Source organism: Streptomyces sp. NBC_01428 (genome assembly GCF_036231965.1).
Lineage (GTDB): Bacteria > Actinomycetota > Actinomycetes > Streptomycetales > Streptomycetaceae > Streptomyces.
Genome location: NZ_CP109499.1, coordinates 4818147 through 4835846, shown reverse-complemented (window position 1 = coordinate 4835846; position 17700 = coordinate 4818147). Strand labels below are relative to the sequence as shown.

13 protein-coding genes and 2 tRNA genes are annotated in these 17700 nt (G+C 73.4%); 4 read left to right on the top strand and 11 right to left on the bottom strand.

Translation table 11 applies throughout. The features are described from left to right. Positions 1-108: 108 nt before the first annotated feature. The 6 genes from OG406_RS20970 to OG406_RS20945 all read right to left on the bottom strand — a co-directional run bounded on the left by OG406_RS20970 (position 109) and on the right by OG406_RS20945 (position 8383). Complete coding sequence (locus OG406_RS20970; protein WP_329187175.1) at positions 109-2394, bottom strand: ArnT family glycosyltransferase; 2286 nt, start codon at positions 2392-2394, stop codon at positions 109-111. After that, entirely contained in the window at positions 2391-3944 is a 1554-nt protein-coding gene (locus OG406_RS20965; protein ID WP_329187173.1) for a bifunctional glycosyltransferase family 2/GtrA family protein, read from the bottom strand. Before OG406_RS20965 ends, OG406_RS20970 begins: the two co-directional genes overlap by 4 nt. 13 nt (positions 3945-3957) lie before the next feature. Beyond that, on the bottom strand, positions 3958-5553 hold the full coding sequence (locus OG406_RS20960) for a sensor histidine kinase (RefSeq protein WP_329187171.1): 1596 nt from the start codon (positions 5551-5553) through the stop codon (positions 3958-3960). Continuing rightward, positions 5550-6290 (bottom strand): response regulator transcription factor, encoded by a 741-nt coding sequence (locus OG406_RS20955; RefSeq protein WP_179165267.1) that lies wholly within the window; start codon positions 6288-6290, stop codon positions 5550-5552. The genes OG406_RS20960 and OG406_RS20955 overlap by 4 nt, the downstream gene beginning before the upstream one ends. Positions 6291-6446: 156 nt before the next feature. Then, positions 6447-7391: an amidohydrolase family protein gene (locus tag OG406_RS20950; RefSeq protein ID WP_329187168.1), complete on the bottom strand. Its 945-nt coding sequence runs from the start codon at positions 7389-7391 to the stop codon at positions 6447-6449. 116 nt (positions 7392-7507) lie between these two features. Beyond that, positions 7508-8383 (bottom strand): DUF2797 domain-containing protein, encoded by an 876-nt coding sequence (locus OG406_RS20945; protein WP_329187166.1) that lies wholly within the window; start codon positions 8381-8383, stop codon positions 7508-7510. A 222-nt stretch (positions 8384-8605) separates the two neighbouring features. On the opposite strand from OG406_RS20945, the gene OG406_RS20940 reads away from it, so the two are divergent. Further along, positions 8606-9046 carry an STAS domain-containing protein gene (locus tag OG406_RS20940; RefSeq protein WP_329187164.1) on the top strand — a complete coding sequence of 147 codons (441 nt, stop codon included), beginning with the start codon at positions 8606-8608 and terminating at the stop codon, positions 9044-9046. Between the two features lie 589 nt (positions 9047-9635). Here the strand turns inward: OG406_RS20940 and OG406_RS20935 are convergent. The 3 genes from OG406_RS20935 to OG406_RS20925 are packed head-to-tail and all read right to left on the bottom strand — an operon-like array spanning position 9636 to position 11207. Further along, a complete protein-coding gene (locus OG406_RS20935; protein WP_329187163.1) occupies positions 9636-10058 on the bottom strand; it encodes an arsenate reductase ArsC in 423 nt (140 codons plus the stop codon). A 28-nt stretch (positions 10059-10086) separates the two neighbouring features. After that, the gene (locus OG406_RS20930; protein ID WP_329187161.1) at positions 10087-10830 is read right to left on the bottom strand and encodes an aquaporin; all 744 of its coding nucleotides are present in this window, start codon (positions 10828-10830) and stop codon (positions 10087-10089) included. Next, positions 10827-11207, bottom strand: a complete 381-nt coding sequence (locus OG406_RS20925; protein ID WP_329187160.1) for an ArsR/SmtB family transcription factor — start codon at positions 11205-11207, stop codon at positions 10827-10829. The genes OG406_RS20930 and OG406_RS20925 overlap by 4 nt, the downstream gene beginning before the upstream one ends. A 79-nt stretch (positions 11208-11286) precedes the next feature. Between OG406_RS20925 and OG406_RS20920 the strand changes: the two genes are divergently transcribed. Further along, positions 11287-11751 (top strand): ArsI/CadI family heavy metal resistance metalloenzyme, encoded by a 465-nt coding sequence (locus OG406_RS20920; RefSeq protein WP_329187158.1) that lies wholly within the window; start codon positions 11287-11289, stop codon positions 11749-11751. Between the two features lie 183 nt (positions 11752-11934). Here the strand turns inward: OG406_RS20920 and OG406_RS20915 are convergent. Together OG406_RS20915 and OG406_RS20910 are read right to left on the bottom strand one after the other, a co-directional pair. Next, positions 11935-12007, bottom strand: a tRNA-Arg gene (locus OG406_RS20915). A gap of 203 nt (positions 12008-12210) precedes the next feature. After that, a tRNA-Ser gene (locus OG406_RS20910) sits at positions 12211-12301 on the bottom strand. Between the two features lie 168 nt (positions 12302-12469). Here OG406_RS20910 and OG406_RS20905 point away from each other — a divergent pair. Both OG406_RS20905 and OG406_RS20900 read left to right on the top strand, forming a co-directional pair. Further along, positions 12470-13027 (top strand): SSI family serine proteinase inhibitor, encoded by a 558-nt coding sequence (locus OG406_RS20905; RefSeq protein WP_329187156.1) that lies wholly within the window; start codon positions 12470-12472, stop codon positions 13025-13027. 234 nt (positions 13028-13261) lie between these two features. Further along, positions 13262-17614 (top strand): PAS domain-containing protein, encoded by a 4353-nt coding sequence (locus OG406_RS20900; RefSeq protein ID WP_329187154.1) that lies wholly within the window; start codon positions 13262-13264, stop codon positions 17612-17614. Positions 17615-17700 lie beyond the last annotated feature (86 nt).

The following is a 17700-nucleotide window of genomic DNA, read 5'->3' as shown; positions in this document are numbered from 1 at the left end:
GAGCCGGACCGCCACCGTTCTCGACCCGTGCGAACGGGCGGTGGCCCGGAGCGGGTTCGCTCCGGGCCACCGCCTGCCGCCCCGCGGGGCGTTCCGTCGGTCGAGGGATCAGCTGCTGCTCGTCGGCTGCGTCAGGTCGTAGAAGGTGGCCGAACCCACCGTCACCTTCTTGAAGTTGGCCGTGACCCAGGAGCTGATCCGGGACGAGGCCGAGGAGCTCGCGCCCCCGCCGCCACCCATACCGCCGCCCGAGATGAAGTAGTGGATCTTCCCGTCGGTCACGTACTTCTTGAACTGGGCCAGGGTCGGCGACGGGTCGGTGCCGTTGAAGCCGCCGATCGCCATCACGGGCTTGCCCGTGGCGAGCTGGTAACTCGCCGAGTTCTGGGAGCCGATGGCCGCCGCCGCCCACGTGTAGTCGCCGGCGTTCTTCGACAGCAGCGCCTTGGCCGCGGAGCCGACGTTCGCGCCGTTCAGCAGACCGCCCGCGCCACCGCCTCCGCCCATGCCGCCCTCACCCGGGCCACCGCCGGGCATGCCGCCCTGCTGGTTCCCGCCCCGGGTACCGCCGTTGCCCTGCGTGTTCCCGTTGCCCTGCTGGTTCTGGCCGGGGAAACCGCCGGTGCCGCCCGTCGGGGGCCCGCCCGTGCCGCCACCCTGCTGCCCGTTCTGGGCACCGTCGCCGTTCTGCTGGTTCTGGCCGCCGCCGGGGAAGCCGCCGCGCATGCCGCCACCGCCGCCGGGTCCGCCCATCGTGCTCGCCCCGGACGGACCGGCCGTCACGATGGAACCCGAATGCCCGGTGTTCACCGTGGAGAGCGTGTACGCGGTCGGGCCCGCGATCGCGGCCGCGCAGCTCAGCGCCGCCGCCGCGAGCGCCAGCCGGCGGCCGAGCCGCGTCACGAAGATCAGACCGAGGGCGCCGGTCAGACCGCCGACGAGGACGAGCCACTTGAGCCAGGGCAGGTAGTCGGAGGTGCGGTCGAGGAGGACGTACCCCCAGGCCGCGGACGCGGTGGCCGCCCCGGCCAGGGTGAGCGACGCCCACACCTTGCCGCGCTCCTCCCACAGCACCGTCGCGCCCATGCCCACGACGGCCGCGATGTAGGGGGCCAGCGCCACCGTGTAGTACTGGTGGAAGATGCCGGCCATGTAGCTGAAGACGAGCACGGTCATCAGCAGCGCGCCGCCCCACGCGAGGAACGACCCGCGGGTCAGGTCGGTCCGCTTCGCCTTCCGGGTGAGGACGAGGCCCGCCACCAGCAGGATCAGGGCCGCCGGGAGCAGCCAGGAGATCTGGCTGCCGATCTCGGAGTTGAACATCCGGTTCCAGCCGGTCTCGCCCCACTGCCCGGTGCCGCCCCCGCCGCCACCGCCGCCGACGCTGCCGGTCTCGTCGCCGTTGATCCGGCCGAGCCCGTTGTAGCCGAAGGTCAGCTCCAGGAAGGAGTTGTTCTGCGAGCCGCCGATGTAGGGGCGCGAGGACGCGGGCCACAGCTCGACGATCGCGACCCACCAGCCGCCCGCGACGACCATCGCCCCCGCCGAGAGGCCGATCTGCGCGAACCGCTTCCGCAGGCTCACCGGCGCGCACACCGCGTACAGCACGGCCAGCGGCGGCAGGATCAGGAACGCCTGGAGCGTCTTGGCGAGGAACGCGAAGCCGACCGCGACGCCCGCCCAGACGAGCCACTTCGTCCGGCCGTCCTCCAGACCCCGGATCACGCAGTAGACCGTGACGGTCATGAGCAGCGCGAGCATCGCGTCCGGGTTGTTGAACCGGAACATCAGGGCGGCGACGGGAGTGAGCGCGAGCACCGCGCCCGCGATCAGGCCCGCGGCCGGGCCGAACCGGCGGCGCAGGGCGGCGTACAGGACGCCGACCGTCGCCACGCCCATGAGCACCTCGGGGACGAGGATCGCCCACGAGCTGAGACCGAAGATCCGAACCGACAGGGCCATCGGCCACAGCGAGGCCGGGGGCTTGTCGACGGTGATGGCGTTGGCCGAGTCGAGCGAGCCGAAGAAGAACGCCTTCCAGCTCTGGCTGCCCGCCTGGACCGCCGCGGAGTAGAAGGAGTTGGCGTACCCGGAGGCGCTCAGGCCGTACAGGTACAGCACCGTGGTGGCGAGCAGCAGGGCGAGGAACGCGGGGCGCGCCCAGCGCGGGTCCTCGGGCCTGCCCCGCCAGGCACGGTGGAGGAACGGCCGTGCGGGCTCACCGGCTCCGGGCGCGGCCGCGGGGCGGACCGGCTCGGACGGGAGCGTGGGGGCGGGCGGGCCCCAGGAGGGGGCGGGGCTGGTGGCGAACCGGGCGTCCGTGCCGGGACTCGGGTCTCCGGCACCGCTCGTGCCCGTACCGTTCCCGGTACTCGTGTCGGGCTGCGTCGTCATCGCGCGTTCCTCGGGTCGTGGTCGTGCGGGCGCACTGCCTGCATCTGCATGGTCGAGTCCCCCCAGCCCTGGTCCGCGGCGTCACCGGCGCGGAACGGAGCCGTGTCGTACGAGGTCGCGGCCTGGGTGGGGGAGGACGGGGTCGCGGGCGCCGTCGGCCGCTGCGGCAGCGGCCGGTACGCCGGCGGGCCGGGCCGTACGGGCATCGGGTGGGGCGCCGCCGGATGTGCGGCGTGTCCGCCCGGCCGGTGCGAGGCCACCACCGGCGACGGTGCCGGCGTCGACGTCGACGGCGACGTCGACGGCTCGTCGTGCCGGTCCGGGAAGACCCAGGCGCGGAAGAGCAGGAACCGCAGGACGGTCGCGGCGAGGTTCGCGGCGATCAGGACGGCCAGTTCGGTCGCGTGCGCGGGATCGTTCGTCGCCGCGTTCAGGGCGGCGAGGGATCCGCTGGTCAGGACGAGCCCGATACCGAAGACGACCAGCCCCTGCGCCTGGTGGCGGACGGCGCCGCCCCGGCCGCGGACCCCGAAGGTCAGCCGCCGGTTGGCCGCGGTGTTGGCGACGGCGGAGACGAGCAGCGCGAGCGCGTTGGCGATCTGGGACCCGGAGAAGGAGCGGAAGCCGCTGTAGAGCAGCAGGTAGAAGAGCGTGGACAGGCCGCCCACGACACAGAAGCCGACGAGCTGGCGGGCCAGCCCCTTGGGCACGTCGGTCAGTTCGCGGTCGCGCGGATCGTCCCCGAAGGGCCGGGCGAGCCGGTCGAGCGAGAGCGATCCGCCGGCGAGGGCGCGTCCCACCCGCCACACTCCCTTCAGGTCGTCCGTCGCGGTCCTGACGATGTGGACGGTCGAGTCCGGGTCGTCGACCCAGTCGACCGGCACCTCGTGGATGCGCAGCCCGGCCCGTTCGGCCAGCACGAGCATCTCGGTGTCGAAGAACCAGCCGGAGTCCTCGACCAGGGGCAGCAGCACCTGGGCGACGTCACGGCGGATCGCCTTGAACCCGCACTGCGCGTCCGAGAAACGGGCCTGGAGCGAGCCGCGCAGGATCAGGTTGTACGAGCGGCTGATGAACTCCCGCTTGGCGCCGCGCACCACCCGCGAGGAGCGGGCGAGCCGCGAACCGATCGCGAGGTCCGAGTGTCCGGAGATCAGCGGCGCCACCAGCGGCAGCAGGGCGTTCAGATCGGTGGACAGGTCGACGTCCATGTACGCGAGGACCGGCGCGTCGGACGCCGACCACACGGTCCGCAGCGCCCGGCCGCGGCCCTTCTGCTCCAGCCGGCGGGAGACGACCTCCGGGAGCCGGGCCGCCAGCCGCGCCGCCACCTGCGGGGTGGTGTCCGTCGACGCGTTGTCCGCCACCGTGATGCGGAACGCGTACGGGAACGTGCGCTTGAGGTGCTCGTGGAGTCTGAGCACACAGGGCTGGAGGTCCTTCTCCTCGTTGTAGACGGGGATCACTACGTCCAGGACAGGCGTACCGGCGTCTGTGGCCGGGAGATGCTCCCGCGCCGGCAGGTCGCCGGGAGAAGAGTCGGTTCGCATGGAACGACTGTCGTCACGCGCCCTGTTGTGCCCATGTGGTGGCGCTGTGCTGTGCCTGTGAGTGCTGTTGCCACGTCGTTTCGGGTGCGGACGCGGGCAGGTGCAGGGTGAACACGGTCCTGCCGGGGACGCTGTCCACGGTCACCGCGCCCCCGTGCGCCGCCGCCACGGCCTGCACGATCGCGAGCCCGAGACCGGTGGAGCCGGAGGCCCGGGAGCGCGAGGAGTCGCCGCGCGCGAACCGCTCGAAGACGCGGGGCAGCAGGTCGCCGGGGATGCCGGGCCCGTCGTCCTGGACGTCGACGCACAGCCACGGCCCGTGCCGGTGCACCCGCGCGGTGACGGTCGTGCCCGACGGGGTGTGCGTCCGGGCGTTCGCGAAGAGGTTGACCATGACCTGTTGCAGCCGTGCGGCGTCCGCCGCCACCAGCGCGGGCTCCTCGGGCAGTTCGAGCCGCCAGTAGTGGTCCCGCCCGGCCGCCCGCGCGTCGCTCACGGCATCGATCACCAGCGGGACGAGGTCGGTCTGCTCGTACTCGAGGGGCCGTCCGGCGTCGAGCCGCGCGAGGAGCAGCAGGTCCTCCACGAGCAGCGTCATCCGCCCGGCCTCGGACTCGATCCGCCCGAGCGCGTGCCGGGTGTCGGGCCCGGTCTCCTCCCGGCCGCGCCGGGTGAGTTCGGCGTATCCGCGGATGGAGGCGAGCGGGGTGCGCAGCTCGTGACTGGCGTCCGCGACGAACTGCCGTACGCGCGTCTCGCTCTGCTGGCGCGCGTGCAGCGCTCCGTGGACGTGGTCGAGCATCCGGTTGAGCGCCGCCCCGACCTGCCCGACCTCGGTGTGCGGATCGGACTCCGACTCCGGCACCCGCTCGTAGAGCGTGACCTCCCCGGTGTGCAGGCGGAGTTCGGAGACCCGGGTGGCGGTGGCCGCGACCTTGCGGAGGGGGCGGAGGGCCAGCGTGACGATGGCCGCTCCGGCGAGGGAGGCCGCCACGAGGCCCGCGGCGGTCACGCTGATCTCGACGTAGATCAGTGTGGTGAGGGTGTTGGTGACGTCCTTGGTCGGCAGGGCCACGTAGAAGGCGCCGTGCGGGCCGTTCTTGTACTGCGCCTGGTACGCGCCGCGGCCCGGGACCTCCACGGTGTGCGGCTTGCCGTCCTTGGCCACGGAGGCGAGGGCGGCCAGTTGGCTGTCGCCGAGCTTGACCGTAGTGGGCTGCTCGGCGCCGCTGGAGTCCTTCTTCCCGACGCTGACGACGCCTTGGGTGACGTCGCCGTTCTTCACGATGGCGCCGATGGCGCCGATGGCCTGGCCCCGGGTGACGAAGTCCAGGGGATCCTTGACGATGCCGTCGTCGCCCGGCGGCCTCGGACTGCCGCCACCGCCCGGCAGGTCGCCCAGCGGGCCCCCGGCCGCGCGCATGGCCATCTGGGCCACGTTGCCGTTCAGCTGGTCGTACAGATGGGAGCGCAGCGCGATCGTCGTCACCGTGCCGATCACGGCGCACACGACGGCGATCAGCGCGACGGACGCGACGACGAGCCGCGTCCGCAGAGTGCGCGGCTGTCCTCGCCTCCCCTGCGTCCGCGGCCGTCGTCGTCCACTCATGACGCGGCGGGCTTGATCAGGTAGCCGGCCCCACGCCGGGTGTGGATCATCGGCTCGCGCCCGGCGTCGATCTTGCGGCGCAGGTACGAGATGTAGAGCTCGACCACGTTGGCCTGGCCGCCGAAGTCGTAGGACCACACACGGTCGAGGATCTGCGCCTTGCTCAGCACCCGGCGCGGGTTGCGCATCAGGAACCGCAGCAGCTCGAACTCGGTCGCCGTGAGGTGGATGTTGGCGCCGCCCCGGGACACCTCGTGGCTGTCCTCGTCGAGCGTGAGGTCCCCGACGACGAGCACGGACTCGGAGCGCCGGTCCGAGGCACCCGCACGTCGTATGAGTCCACGCAGCCGGGCCACGACCTCTTCGAGACTGAACGGCTTGGTGACGTAGTCGTCGCCGCCGGCGGTGAGCCCCGCGATCCGGTCCTCGACCGCGTCCTTCGCGGTCAGGAACAGCACCGGCACGTCCGGCATGTCCCGGCGCAGGCGCCCGAGGACGGCCAGCCCGTCCATGTCCGGCAGCATCATGTCGAGGACGACGGCGTCGGGCCGGAACTCGCGCGCGGTCTGCACCGCGCCCGTCCCGTCGCCCGCGCTGCGGATCTGCCAGCCCTCGTAGCGGAGGGCCATGGACAGCAGCTCGGTGATCGACAGCTCGTCGTCCACCACCAGCACGCGGACGGGGCTCCCGTCCGGCCTCAGCAGTTCGGTGCGCCCCTGGGGCGAGGTCGTGGTCATAGCGGACACCTTGGCCGGTGCCGCTGAGAGCATCCTTTCGGCAACCTGTGATTTATCTGAGAAACGCACAGGCGCCTCTCAGGAACCTCCTGGAAAGGTCATGTGCCGCTCTTACCTTCGTGGATTTCCCGGGGCCCGCCGGCACGTCCCGGCGCCTCACAGCCCGAACAGCCGCGCCCCGTTCCCGTGGCAGACCGCGCGCAGCCAGTCGTCCCCCAGGCCGAGCCGTTCCAGGGCGCGCAGTTGGTGGACATAGGGGTAGGGGATGTTCGGGAAGTCGGTGCCGAGGAGGACCCGGTCGCCGAGGTCGGCGAGGCGGGGCAGCAGTCCGGCGGGGAACGGCGCGAGCCGCTCGCTGAAGTCCGTGAACGCCATCGTCGTGTCGAGCCGCACCTCGTCGTACCGCTCGGCGAGGGCGAGGAAGTCCTCGTACTCGGGCATGCCGAGGTGCGCGACGACGAGCCGCAGCCGGGGATGGCGGGCGAGGACGCCGGCGACCGGGCCGGGTCCCGTGTGCTTGCCGGGCGAGGGGCCCGATCCGCAGTGGATCACCACGGGTATGCCCGCCTCGGCGAGTGTCCCCCAGACCGGGTCGAGGAGTTCGTCCCCCGGGTCGTACGCCCCCACCTGCACATGGGCCTTGAAGACGCGTGCGCCCGCCTCGACCGCCTCGCGCACGTACCGGTCGACGCCCGGCTCGGGGAAGAAGGTCGAGGTGTGCAGGCAGTCCGGGGTGCGGCGCGCGAAGTCGACGGCCCAGGAGTTGAGCCACTCGGCCATGCCGGCCTTGTGCGGGTAGAGCATCGCGGTGAAGGCGCGGACCCCGAACTCCCTGATCAGCGCGAGCCGTTCGTCCTCGTCGGCGCGGTAGGTGATGGGCCACTCGACGCCGCCGGTCAGCTCCCCGACGCGGTCGAAGTAGTCCCAGACCTTGCGCAGGACCCGCTCGGGCATGAAGTGCGTGTGGACGTCCACGAGTCCGGGCAGCCCAAGTCCCTGCCAGAACGCGCGGACCTCCGCGGCCTCACCGGGCACCACTGCCGGGGCGGGCGCCCGCTCTGCCGGCTGTGGCCCGGCGGGTACGTCAGAGTGATCGCTCATGTCCGCCACTCTCCGTCCGCCGGTCCCCCGGCGTCCAGCACTTCCCCCACGGGGCCGGCCCACGGACGCGACGTCCGTCAGGCCCCGGTCGGAACCCGGGCGACCGGACCAGTCCCTCAGAAGAGCCCGTCCTGGACCACCGCCTCCACGGGCAACTCCCGTACGGGGAAGGCCCGTACACCGCTCTCCTCCGTGGCGCCGGTCAGCTCCCATCCGGTCAGCAGCCGGGTGTCGAGGACGAGGACTCCGCGCCCGGTCGCCAGGTGCAGATCGGGCCCCGCGGCACCGCACAGTTCACCGCTGATCGCCCCTCCCGCCACCAGCTCACCGACGACCCCCTGTGCGGGGGGCATGCCGTCGAGCCCGAACACGTCCGTGTGGTCGACGGGTTCGAAGGGCTCGCGGCGGAGGGACTCGGGCCAGTCGTCGAGCAGCCCCACCCGTGCGTGCAGCTCTCCGATGCCGGCGATCCGCTCCTCGGGCCCCGGCAGGGTGGCCCGCACCGCCCGCTTGGCGGTGTACGGAATCCGGTCCGGCACCCTGAGCGCGGCCCGCAGCAACTCCTCGGCCCGTCGCGCCGCCATCAACGGCCCCTGCCCCAGCCAGCTGAAGGTGACGGCCCCCTGCTCCAGAAGCCGTGCGGAACCCCGCTCGACCCGCGTGATCCCCACCTTCACCAGGCCCGGTCCGAACCACGCCAGATACACGCGGTAAGGCCGCGGGTCGTCGGCCATCGTGTCGGCGGCCACGGAGTGCGCCCGGTCCAGGCGGGCGCAGTCCTCGCAGCGCGCGCCCGTACCGCGCGCGGAGACGACGGCGCGCACGGCACACGCGTTCCCCCTGGCACCGACGCATGTCCGCACACCCCCATCCACGACCCCGAACGCCACGCGCCGCCCGCGGACCAGCGGGCTCTCCCGCCCACCGCTCCACACGAGCACCGGCCCGTCAGCCGACCACCGCAACCCCGAACACGCCCACACCTGCCGCACCCCACCGACAGTAGAGCCCGGCACTGACATCGACCGGATCGGACCAACAGGGGCGAGGCGACCATGGGGTGTCACCGCCCGGACGCAAGCGCCGTTCACCCACACGGGTGACACATCGGGCGTCTGGGCGTTTCTTCCTCCCTCGATGTTTCTACGGTGGTCGGGCGTCGCCCCTGCCCCCGGTGACGTTCCGACGGCCACAGCTCCCGCCAGGGATCTCGTATGAGGAACGCCATGGGCATCAAGGACAGGCACACGGACGCCACCCCGCTCGGAGGCGCGGCGCCCCTGGGGCCCCTCCCGCCACCGGGCCCGAACGCGCGCAGCCGTCTCGACCGGGGAGTGACGGTGGTGGAGCTGCACGGCACCGTCGACCTGAACGTCATCCCCGACATCCGGGTGCACACGGACGCCGCGAGCGCCTACCGGGGCTCCCGGGTGGTCGTGGACCTGCGGCCGGTGGAGTTCCTCGACTGCTCGGCACTCGGTGTGCTCTGCCGGACCCGGCGCCGGGTCATCGAACGCGAGGGCCGGCTGGCGCTGGTGTGTGTCCGGCCCTGGCACCTGCGGATCCTCAGGGCCGCCGGACTCGGCCCGCACTTCGAGGTCCTCACCACGATGGAGGAGGCGATCCGGCACACGGCGACCGCCAACGGCGCTTAGGGGCGTGGGGAGTTCGCGCGCCGGGACGGTTCAGGCCACCCGCGCGCGAGCGCCGGGGACCGCCGGCCGCGGATCCTCCGCCCGCGGCACTCCGGACAGGTGGACACAGGCCCCCACCGCCCCCTCAGCAGCACGCCCCTGCCCGTGGACCCCCGCCCACATCGGCCGAAACACGCGCGCTGCCGCCATGGGGCCCGGTATACGCTGCACGCACCAGGGCCCGTCGCATCCCGGTTCCGACCGGTGACGGCGACGCCTCCCTGTCTTCAGGCCCCCGGCCCCCGGGTCCTCGTGACCGTCCGACCACTGTGAACGGCCGGGGCCGCATCACCGACGACGCAGCTCCCGGCCCTCGTCCTCTCCTGCCTTTTTGGAGTCCGGGATGCACTCCCGCACGCCCGGGTGGGTGGTGAGGACGATCGGTGCGAGCCGGAGACGGGAGGGGAGCCCGGACCCGTCTCGCACCCACGGCCGTCGCCGCCGCGTTCGCCCGCGAACGGCGGCGGCGGCCGTCGGCCCGTACGCCAAGCCCACCGGACGCGCCACGACCCGGCCTTCGCCCCTCGACCGCGGACTCCGGCCGGCGGCGTCACGCGCGGCCGGGCGGGACGATCTCGTCGATCAGTCCGCGGACCCGCTGTTCGATCGCGTCGCGGATGGGGCGCACGGAGGCGACTCCCTGCCCGGCCGGATCGGGAAGCCGCCAGTCGAGGTAGCGCTTGCCGGGGAAGACCGGGCAACTGTCGCCGCAGCCCATCGTGACGACCACGTCGGACGACCGGACGGCATCCGTCGTGAGCACCTTGGGCACCTCGGCGGCGATGTCGATCCCGGACTCCGACATCGCCTCCACAACGGCCGGGTTGACCGTGTCGGCGGGCGCGGACCCGGCGGAACGCACCTGGACGCGATCCCCGGCGAGGTGGGTGAGGAAGGCCGCGGCCATCTGGGAGCGGCCGGCGTTGTGGACGCAGACGAACAGGACGGACGGACGGTCGGCGGGGGTCGTCATGGCGGGTGTCCTTCTCGGCGGAGACGGGTCAGGAGGGCGAGGGTGCGGCCGGTTCGGGAGCGCTCCGGCCGGGAGGGACACGCGTTCGCACCGGCTGAGGGCGTCCGAACAGGGCCCGGGCCAGCGCCAGCCCGAGTACGGCGCCGGCCAGTTGGGCCACCACGAAGGGCAGCACGGAGGCGGGCGCGATGCCCGCGAAGGTGTCGGTGAACGCCCGGCCGACCGTGACGGCCGGGTTGGCGAAGGACGTCGAGGACGTGAACCAGTACGCCGCGCCGATGTACGACGCCACGGCCACCGGAGCGAGGTGAGCACGTCCGGTCCGCCCCAGCCCGAGGACCAGCAGGACCAGACCGGCCGTCGCGACGAGTTCGCCCAGCCACAGATGGCCGGCGGAGCGGTCGTGCGTGGACCAGTGGACGAGCGGGCGGGCGAACATGGCGTCGGCCAGCACCGCGCCGCCGATCGCCCCGACGGTCTGGGCGGGCACCCGGGCGGCCACCTCCCGGCCGCTCAGTCCCTCGGCGGAACCGCGCTCGGTGACCCAGACCGCGAGGGTGACGACGGGGTTGAAGTGCGCGCCGGAGACCGGCCCGAGCAGGGCGATCAGCACACCCAGCCCGAAGACCGTGGCGAGGGAGTCGGCCAGCAGCCGCACCCCGTTGTCCGGGGTCAGTTCGGTGGCCTGGATCCCCGCGCCGACCACCACGGCGACCAGCGCGGCCGAGCCGACGGCCTCGGCGAGGACCCGCCGCCCCAGCCGCGCGCTCACGCGGTGGCCTCGGGGGCCCGCACGGTGGCCAGGAACGCGGAGAGCCGGCCGAGGGCGGCGGGGAGCACCCAGTAGTACACCCACGTGCCGCGGCGTTCGCAGTCGATCAGCCCCGCCTGCCGCAGCAGTTTGAGGTGGTGCGAGATCGTCGGCTGGGACAGGTCGAAGGCCGGGGTCAGGTCACACACGCAGACCTCGCCGCCCGCCCTCGAAGCGATCATCGACAGCAGGCGCAGGCGGACCGGATCACCGAGGGCCTTGAAGGCCCTCGCCGGCCCGGCCGCCTGCTCCTCGTCCAGAGGGGCGGTCGCGAGGCCGGGGCAGCAGGCCGCGGACGGGTCGTCCTGCCCGATCACCACGAGCTCTTGTTTCGACATGCTTCTATGTTGACGTTTTTCGATCCAGCGCGCAAGGTTATATCGACAGTCATCAATACAAGCGGATGGGAGTCCGGCCATGTCCCGTGCCCAGTTGGCCCTGCGCGTCAGCGACCTGGAAGCCTCGATCGCCTTCTACTCGAAGCTCTTCGGCACCGAGCCCGCCAAACGGCGTGCGGGCTACGCCAACTTCGCGATCACCGAGCCGCCGCTCAAGCTCGTCCTCATCGAGGGCGAGCCAGGCCAGGAGACCCGGCTCGACCACCTGGGCGTCGAGGTCGCGTCCACCGACCAGGTCACCGCGGCCACCACCCGCCTCAAGGACGCCGGCCTGGCCACCTTCGAGGAGAACGACACCTCCTGCTGCTACGCCCTCCAGGACAAGGTGTGGGTCCACGGCCCGGGACAGGAGCCCTGGGAGGTCTACGTGGTCAAGGCGGACGCCGACACCCTCGGCAAGAGCGCCGACCCCGGCGCGGCGGGCGACGGATGCTGCACCGCGCGGACGCCCGACGAGACCCCGGCCGGGTGCAGTTGCGGCTGACACCCCGAGGCCTTCGCTGCCACCTCGCGGCATCCCGGGCCACACCCCCGGACCGCGAGCCGCCAACTGGCGCCCGACCCGACCGACATGACATCGACACCCGCTCCGGGACCACACCGGCGTCGATGTCATGACCAACGCCGAAGGCCCCGCCGGTTCACCCGGCGGGGCCTTCGATCTGTGTGCACTCGGCAGGATTCGAACCTGCAACCTTCTGATCCGTAGTCAGATGCTCTATCCGTTAAGCTACGAGTGCTTGTTTTGTTGTCCTTCTGCCTTCGCTTCCCGGGGTTTTCCCCCGCTCGCGGCGACAGGAAGAACATTACATGACTGCCGCCGCCATGTGAAATCCGTTTGCCTCACCCCTTGTGAGCTGCGAAAACGCCGTTCTGGGCGGTTCGAGGCGGCCCGGGAACGACGAAGCCCCGGTCCACTGGACCGGGGCTTCGGATCTTCGCGCGGAGGCGGAGGGATTTGAACCCTCGATGGGCTTGAAGGCCCAAACCGCATTAGCAGTGCGGCGCCATAGACCGGACTAGGCGACGCCTCCCGCACAACCGCTCACGCGAGCGCGAGTGGTGCGTGCAGATGATGACACAGACGAGCGCCGCGTCACCAATCGCCCCCTACGGTACTAGGCAGGCAGGCCGGAGGGCAAAGCCCGCCACCGGCGCGCGACCGCGCGCAACCAGCGAGGACGCGTCGCGTTAGGCAGCACATGTTGCGCCGACTGCTCCTCACCGCCGCCGTGTCCGCCACCGCCGCGCTCACCGCCGTGCCCAGCGCATCGGCCGGTACCCCCGCACCCCCGCCGGCCGCATCCCCGCTCCCCACCGCGTCCTCCGCACCCCTGGCCGCCGCTCCCGTCGGCCTGTCCTCTCTCTACACCGCCGCACGCGGTGGAATGGAGCCCGCCGCCACGCCACCGCCGGCCCGCCCCGAGGACTCCGGGGACCGGCTGACGGTGACGGTCCAGGACGCGGGGAACGGCGCGGACGGCACGTACGAGCTGGACTGTCATCCCGCGGGCGGGAGTCACCCGCGGCCCGCCGAGGCCTGCGACCTGCTCGACGGGAACACCACCTGGGGCAAGGACCTCTTCGCCCCCGTACGGCCGAACGCCCTCTGCACCCTGCAGTACGGCGGCCCGGCCACCGCGCACGTCACGGGCACCTGGGCGGGACGGCCCGTCGACGCCCGCTACGACCGGACGAACGGGTGCGAGATCTCCCGCTGGAACAGCATGGTCCCGTTCCTGCCCGACCTGATGTCCTGACCCGTCGGCGGACCGGACAGGGCGGCCGCGCGGGGAGTCACCGCCCGGTTGGGCGAAAACACGTGGTCACAGCTTCTTCGTCGCTTCTGCGTGTGTTCTGCGTGCGACCTCCCTCTCATCCGGCACCGTCGGCGGGACCTCTGCCCGTAGACTCCGTCGCGTGACACGCCGCGGGCAGGTTGGCAAGATGGCATCCGCGGTCGGCAAGGTGCGGTAACAGGGAGGAAGCGTCTCGTGAGCAGCAGGCCATCCCGAGGCGCTGCTCGCCTCGCAGCCATACTGGATGCCCTTCCCGACGCGTTGCTGCTGGTCAACGCCAACGGAACCGTCGTCAACGCCAACACCATCGCCCTGGAGGCCTTCGAGACCCCGGGTACGGCACTGGTGGGCCGTGGGCTCCTGGACCTGCTGCCCGAGTTCGACTCCCGGCTGATCCCCGGATCCATGCGGCGGCCCGACACCATCGACCAGCGCGGCCGCACCAAGCCGACCCGGATGATCGCGCGGCGCACCGACGGCTCGGAGTTCCCGGTCGAGGTCACCAGCGCGAACCTGGAGGACGGCCAGCAGGCCTACGACAGCTACGGCCCGACCCCCGACGAACTGCTCATGCTCGTCGTCCGCGACCTCTCGGGCACCGTCGACACCGAGGCGGAACTCGCCCGTTCGCAGCGCCAGACCGAGATGATCCTGCGCGCCGCGGCCGAGGGTGTCGTCGGGACCGACACCGAGGGCCGGGTCGTCCTCGTCAACCCCGCCGCCGCCCAGATCCTCGGCTACCGCGCCAGCGACCTCGGCGGCAAGGACCTGCACGCCCTGATCCTGCACTCGCGGGCCGACGGCGAGCCCTTCCCCTATCCCGAGTCGCCGCTCGCCGACACCCTGCGCTCCGGACGCAAGCACCGGGTGCGCGGCCAGGTGCTGTGGTCGAAGTCCGGCGCCCAGGTGCCGGTCGACCTGACGACCTCTCCGGTACGCGACGGGGACCAGCTCGTCGGCGCCGTCATGACCTTCACCGACCGGCGGCCGTACGACACCCTCGTCGAGGAGAAGGACGCCGCGGCCACCCGGCACACCGAGGAACTGGAGCGGATCGGCGAGGAGCACGCCGCCGAACTGGAGGCCCTGCGCGAGCGGCACACGGCCGAGGTCACCGAGCTGACCGAGCGGCACGAGGAGGAACTCGCCGCGGGGGACGAGCGGTACGCGTCCCTCGGTGAGCGGGAGAAGGACCGCTACGAGGCACTGACCGCCCGGCACGAGCAGTTGCTCGCCGTCCTCGACCAGTCGCTGCGCGGACCGCTCGACCAGCTGCGCGGCGAACTCTCCAAGCTCGCGGCCGACGACGCCGGGCAGCTGTGGCCGGAGGCCAACCAGGTGCTCCACCACCTCGCGGCCGGCTACTCGCGGATCACCACGCTCGTCGACAACGTGCTCGGCTACCAGCGCCTCGACGCCGGCGACGAGACCATCGCCCGTACGAACGTCATGCTCGACGCCGTGGTCGCGGCCGGTGTCGACGGGGCCGTCGACCTGATCGGGCCCGGACGCGTCCAGTTCGCCGTGCACGCGCCGCCCATCGAGGCCGAGGTCGACCCGCAGCGGCTCGCGCGCGCCCTCGCCCACCTCATCGCGGATGTCGCCGGAGTCGACGCCACGGGCAACGCGCCCGTCTCGGCGGGCGGTTACATGGACAACACCGTGGTCGTGGCGGCGGCGCAGCGCGGCGAGGTCGTCCGGATCGAGGTGCGCGGGCCGTACGCCGGGGGCGACCCGGTGCACGAGCCGATCGTGCGCGGGATCGTGCGCGCCCACGGCGGCGTGCTCCAGACCCACGAGGTGCCGGGGATGAGCGGCAGCGCCTTCGTCCTCGAAGTGCCGATCGGGGGCGGCGCCGGAGCGGTCGCGCCCGTGATCGGGCCGCCGGTCTCCACCGAGGTCGCGCTGCCCGAGCAGGCCGCGCAGCAGAGCGGCGGCCGGCGACGGGCCCGGCGCTCTTCGGTCGACGCCTTCCTGGACGGCGACGCCACCGCCGAGTCCGACACGCAGTCCGGGGACAGCACCGGGGCCGGCGGGGCGGTTCCCACCGGTCGGCGCCGTCGGCGCGCGGCGGGCGAGCCCGTGGTCGGCGAGGTTCCGGTGCCCGCGCAGGGGACCGCGGCCGAGGCGGCCGGTGAGGGCTCGGGCGGTACCGGGCGCCGTCGTGGCCGGCCGAGTCCGACCGAGGGCGCGGGCGACGCGGCGGTTCCGGGCGCGGACGACGCCGTCTCCGAGGGCGCGGTCGTCATGGCGGGCGAGCACGGCGCGGGAACGGCGGCCATCGGGTCGGGACTGGGCGGGACGGTGCCTCCGCAGGGGGTGCCGGTGCCCTCCGGACGACGCGCCCGCCGCGACGGTGAACAGCAGGCACTTCCCGCCGCGTTGCCGGCCGCCGCCGGTGCGCAGGCAGGGGCCGGGAGCACGGGTCCGGCCGGTCCGGACGACGACGCCCCGGACGCGGAGCCGACCGGACGGCGCCGTCGTGCGCTGGCCGCGGCAGCCGAACGGGCCGCGGCACAGGAGACGGGCGCCCGTACGGTGTTCGCGCTGCCGCCCGCGGAGGCGGACCGTTCGCCGGAGTACGTCCAGGCCGAGGCGCAGGCGCAGGCCGCCCAGGCCCAGGCCGTCCAGGCACAGGCGGCGCAGGTCCAGGCACTCCAGGCGCACGCCGCCCAGGAGGCGCAGGCCCAGGTCGCCCGGGCCCAGCAGGCCGCCGGCCCGGTCGGGCCCGGTCACGGTCAGGCCGACGACGGCCGCCACGACGCGGTGCCGCACGCCGGCGCCGACGACGACCACACCCCGCCGCAGCCGCATCCCGTATCCGGCCCGGGCCGCCGTCGCGCCCGCCAGATCGAGACGCCGGGCCGGCCCGGTCAGCCGGTCGCTCCGACGGGAACGACTACGGGGATGACGACTGGAACGACGGTTGGGACGACGGGGCCGACGGGAACGCCCGGCGTTCCTGGGGCTCTTGAGCCTTCCGGGGCTCCTGGGGCTCCTGGGCAGGGCATCCCGGCACAGGGTGTTCCGGCGCAGGGTGTTCCCGCGCAGCAGGTACCGGGGCAGGCGGTCCCCGGACGCGGTGTTCCGGGGCAGCCCGTTCCCGGCCAGGCCGGACCCGGGCAAGGGGTTCCCGCGCCGGGCGTTCCCGCGCCGGGGGCACCCGCTCACAGCGTTCCGGCTCAGGGCCGTCCCCCGCAGGCGTGGCCCGACGCGAGCACCGCCACCGGTGCCGACGACACCTCGGGCGCGAACACCCCGGCGCCCGGTGCCGGTCGCCCCGTACAGCCCGGTGTTCCCGGTGCCGCACCGGCCGCCCAGGCCGCGCCGTCCGCGCCGCAGCCGGCCACCGCGCCGCTTCCGCCGGAGCGGCCCGCCCCGCGGGTCGCGCAGCCGCTGCCCGCCGAGGCGTCGGCAGCGTCCGCCGCCGCCGACTCCAACTCGACGCAGGGCCGTGCCATAAGCGTGCGCACCCTCGGACAGGGCGTCCCCTTCGCCCGCCAGGTCGCCGCGGCCCAGCCGGGTGGCGGTGTCCAGGCGCCGACGCCTCCCCCGCACCAGACGAACGGTTCGGGCCGCCGCCGCAAACTCGGCACGCCGCCCGAGCCCGTCGTCGAACGCCCGGAGAACGGCACCCGGTCGCCCCAGCAGGCCGGCCAGCCCGGGACCGGACCTCGGCGGCCCGGAGCCACCGAGGGCGCCGGACGGTCGTACGCCATAGGAGCACCGGACGAGAACGCCGCCGAGGGCCCCGAGCCGCTCGACGGGCCCGGCGGTGCCGTCGAGGTCGCCGACCAGCCCCAGCCCCGGCCGGTGGACGACGAGTTGCCCCCGGAGCCGCTGGACAACCCGCGGCGGCTGCTCGTGTGGCCGGCGCCGGACGTCACCACCCAGCAGGCGCTGAGCGACCGCGGCTACCGTCCCGTCATCGTGCATTCGCGCGAGGAGGTCGACGCGCAGATCGCCGCGTTCCCCGCCGCGCTGTTCGTCGACCCGCTGACCGGGCCGATCACGCGCACGGCCCTCCAGTCCCTGCGGCAGGCGGCCGTGGCCGCCGAGGTGCCCGTCCTCGTGACGGCCGGACTCGGACAGGCGACGCGCGAGGCGGCGTACGGTGCCGACCCCGCCGTCCTCCTGAAGGCCCTCGCGCCGCGCGACTCCGAGCAGCATCCGCCGCGCGTCCTGCTCATCGAGGAGCACGCGGAGATCGCGCTCGCCCTCACCGCGACGCTGGAGCGGCGCGGGATGCAGGTGGCGCGGGCGTCGACGGACGAGGACGCCGTCACGCTGGCCGCGCAGATGCGGCCGAACCTCGTGGTGATGGATCTGATGCAGGTACGTCGTCGGCGCGCCGGGATCGTCGACTGGCTACGGGCGAACGGACAGTTGAACCGCACGCCGCTGGTCGTCTACACCGCCGCCGTCGATCCCGCGGAACTGCCGCGGCTGGCCGCGGGGGAGTCCGTGCTGTTCCTCGCCGAGCGCTCCACGAGCGACGAGGTCCAGGACCGGATCGTCGACCTGCTGGCGCGCATCGGTACCAACTAGCGCCCCGCGCACATCCCGTCGTGCACATCCCACCCCGCGGCGCGGAGGTGGCACCGAGCAGGTCGGGGACCGCTCGGGGACCGCTC

Excerpts from the sequence above, each read along its gene's own strand:
- OG406_RS20950 (WP_329187168.1), bottom strand. The coding sequence starts at position 7,391 with ATGAGCGATCACTCTGACGTACCCGCCGGGCCACAGCCGGCAGAGCGG.
- OG406_RS20960 (WP_329187171.1), bottom strand. The coding sequence starts at position 5,553 with ATGAGTGGACGACGACGGCCGCGGACGCAGGGGAGGCGAGGACAGCCG.
- OG406_RS20905 (WP_329187156.1), top strand. The coding sequence starts at position 12,470 with ATGTTGCGCCGACTGCTCCTCACCGCCGCCGTGTCCGCCACCGCCGCG.
- OG406_RS20920 (WP_329187158.1), top strand. The coding sequence starts at position 11,287 with ATGTCCCGTGCCCAGTTGGCCCTGCGCGTCAGCGACCTGGAAGCCTCG.
- OG406_RS20955 (WP_179165267.1), bottom strand. The coding sequence starts at position 6,290 with ATGACCACGACCTCGCCCCAGGGGCGCACCGAACTGCTGAGGCCGGAC.
- OG406_RS20940 (WP_329187164.1), top strand. The coding sequence starts at position 8,606 with ATGAGGAACGCCATGGGCATCAAGGACAGGCACACGGACGCCACCCCG.
- OG406_RS20935 (WP_329187163.1), bottom strand. The coding sequence starts at position 10,058 with ATGACGACCCCCGCCGACCGTCCGTCCGTCCTGTTCGTCTGCGTCCAC.
- OG406_RS20970 (WP_329187175.1), bottom strand. The coding sequence starts at position 2,394 with ATGACGACGCAGCCCGACACGAGTACCGGGAACGGTACGGGCACGAGC.
- OG406_RS20925 (WP_329187160.1), bottom strand. The coding sequence starts at position 11,207 with ATGTCGAAACAAGAGCTCGTGGTGATCGGGCAGGACGACCCGTCCGCG.
- OG406_RS20965 (WP_329187173.1), bottom strand. The coding sequence starts at position 3,944 with ATGCGAACCGACTCTTCTCCCGGCGACCTGCCGGCGCGGGAGCATCTC.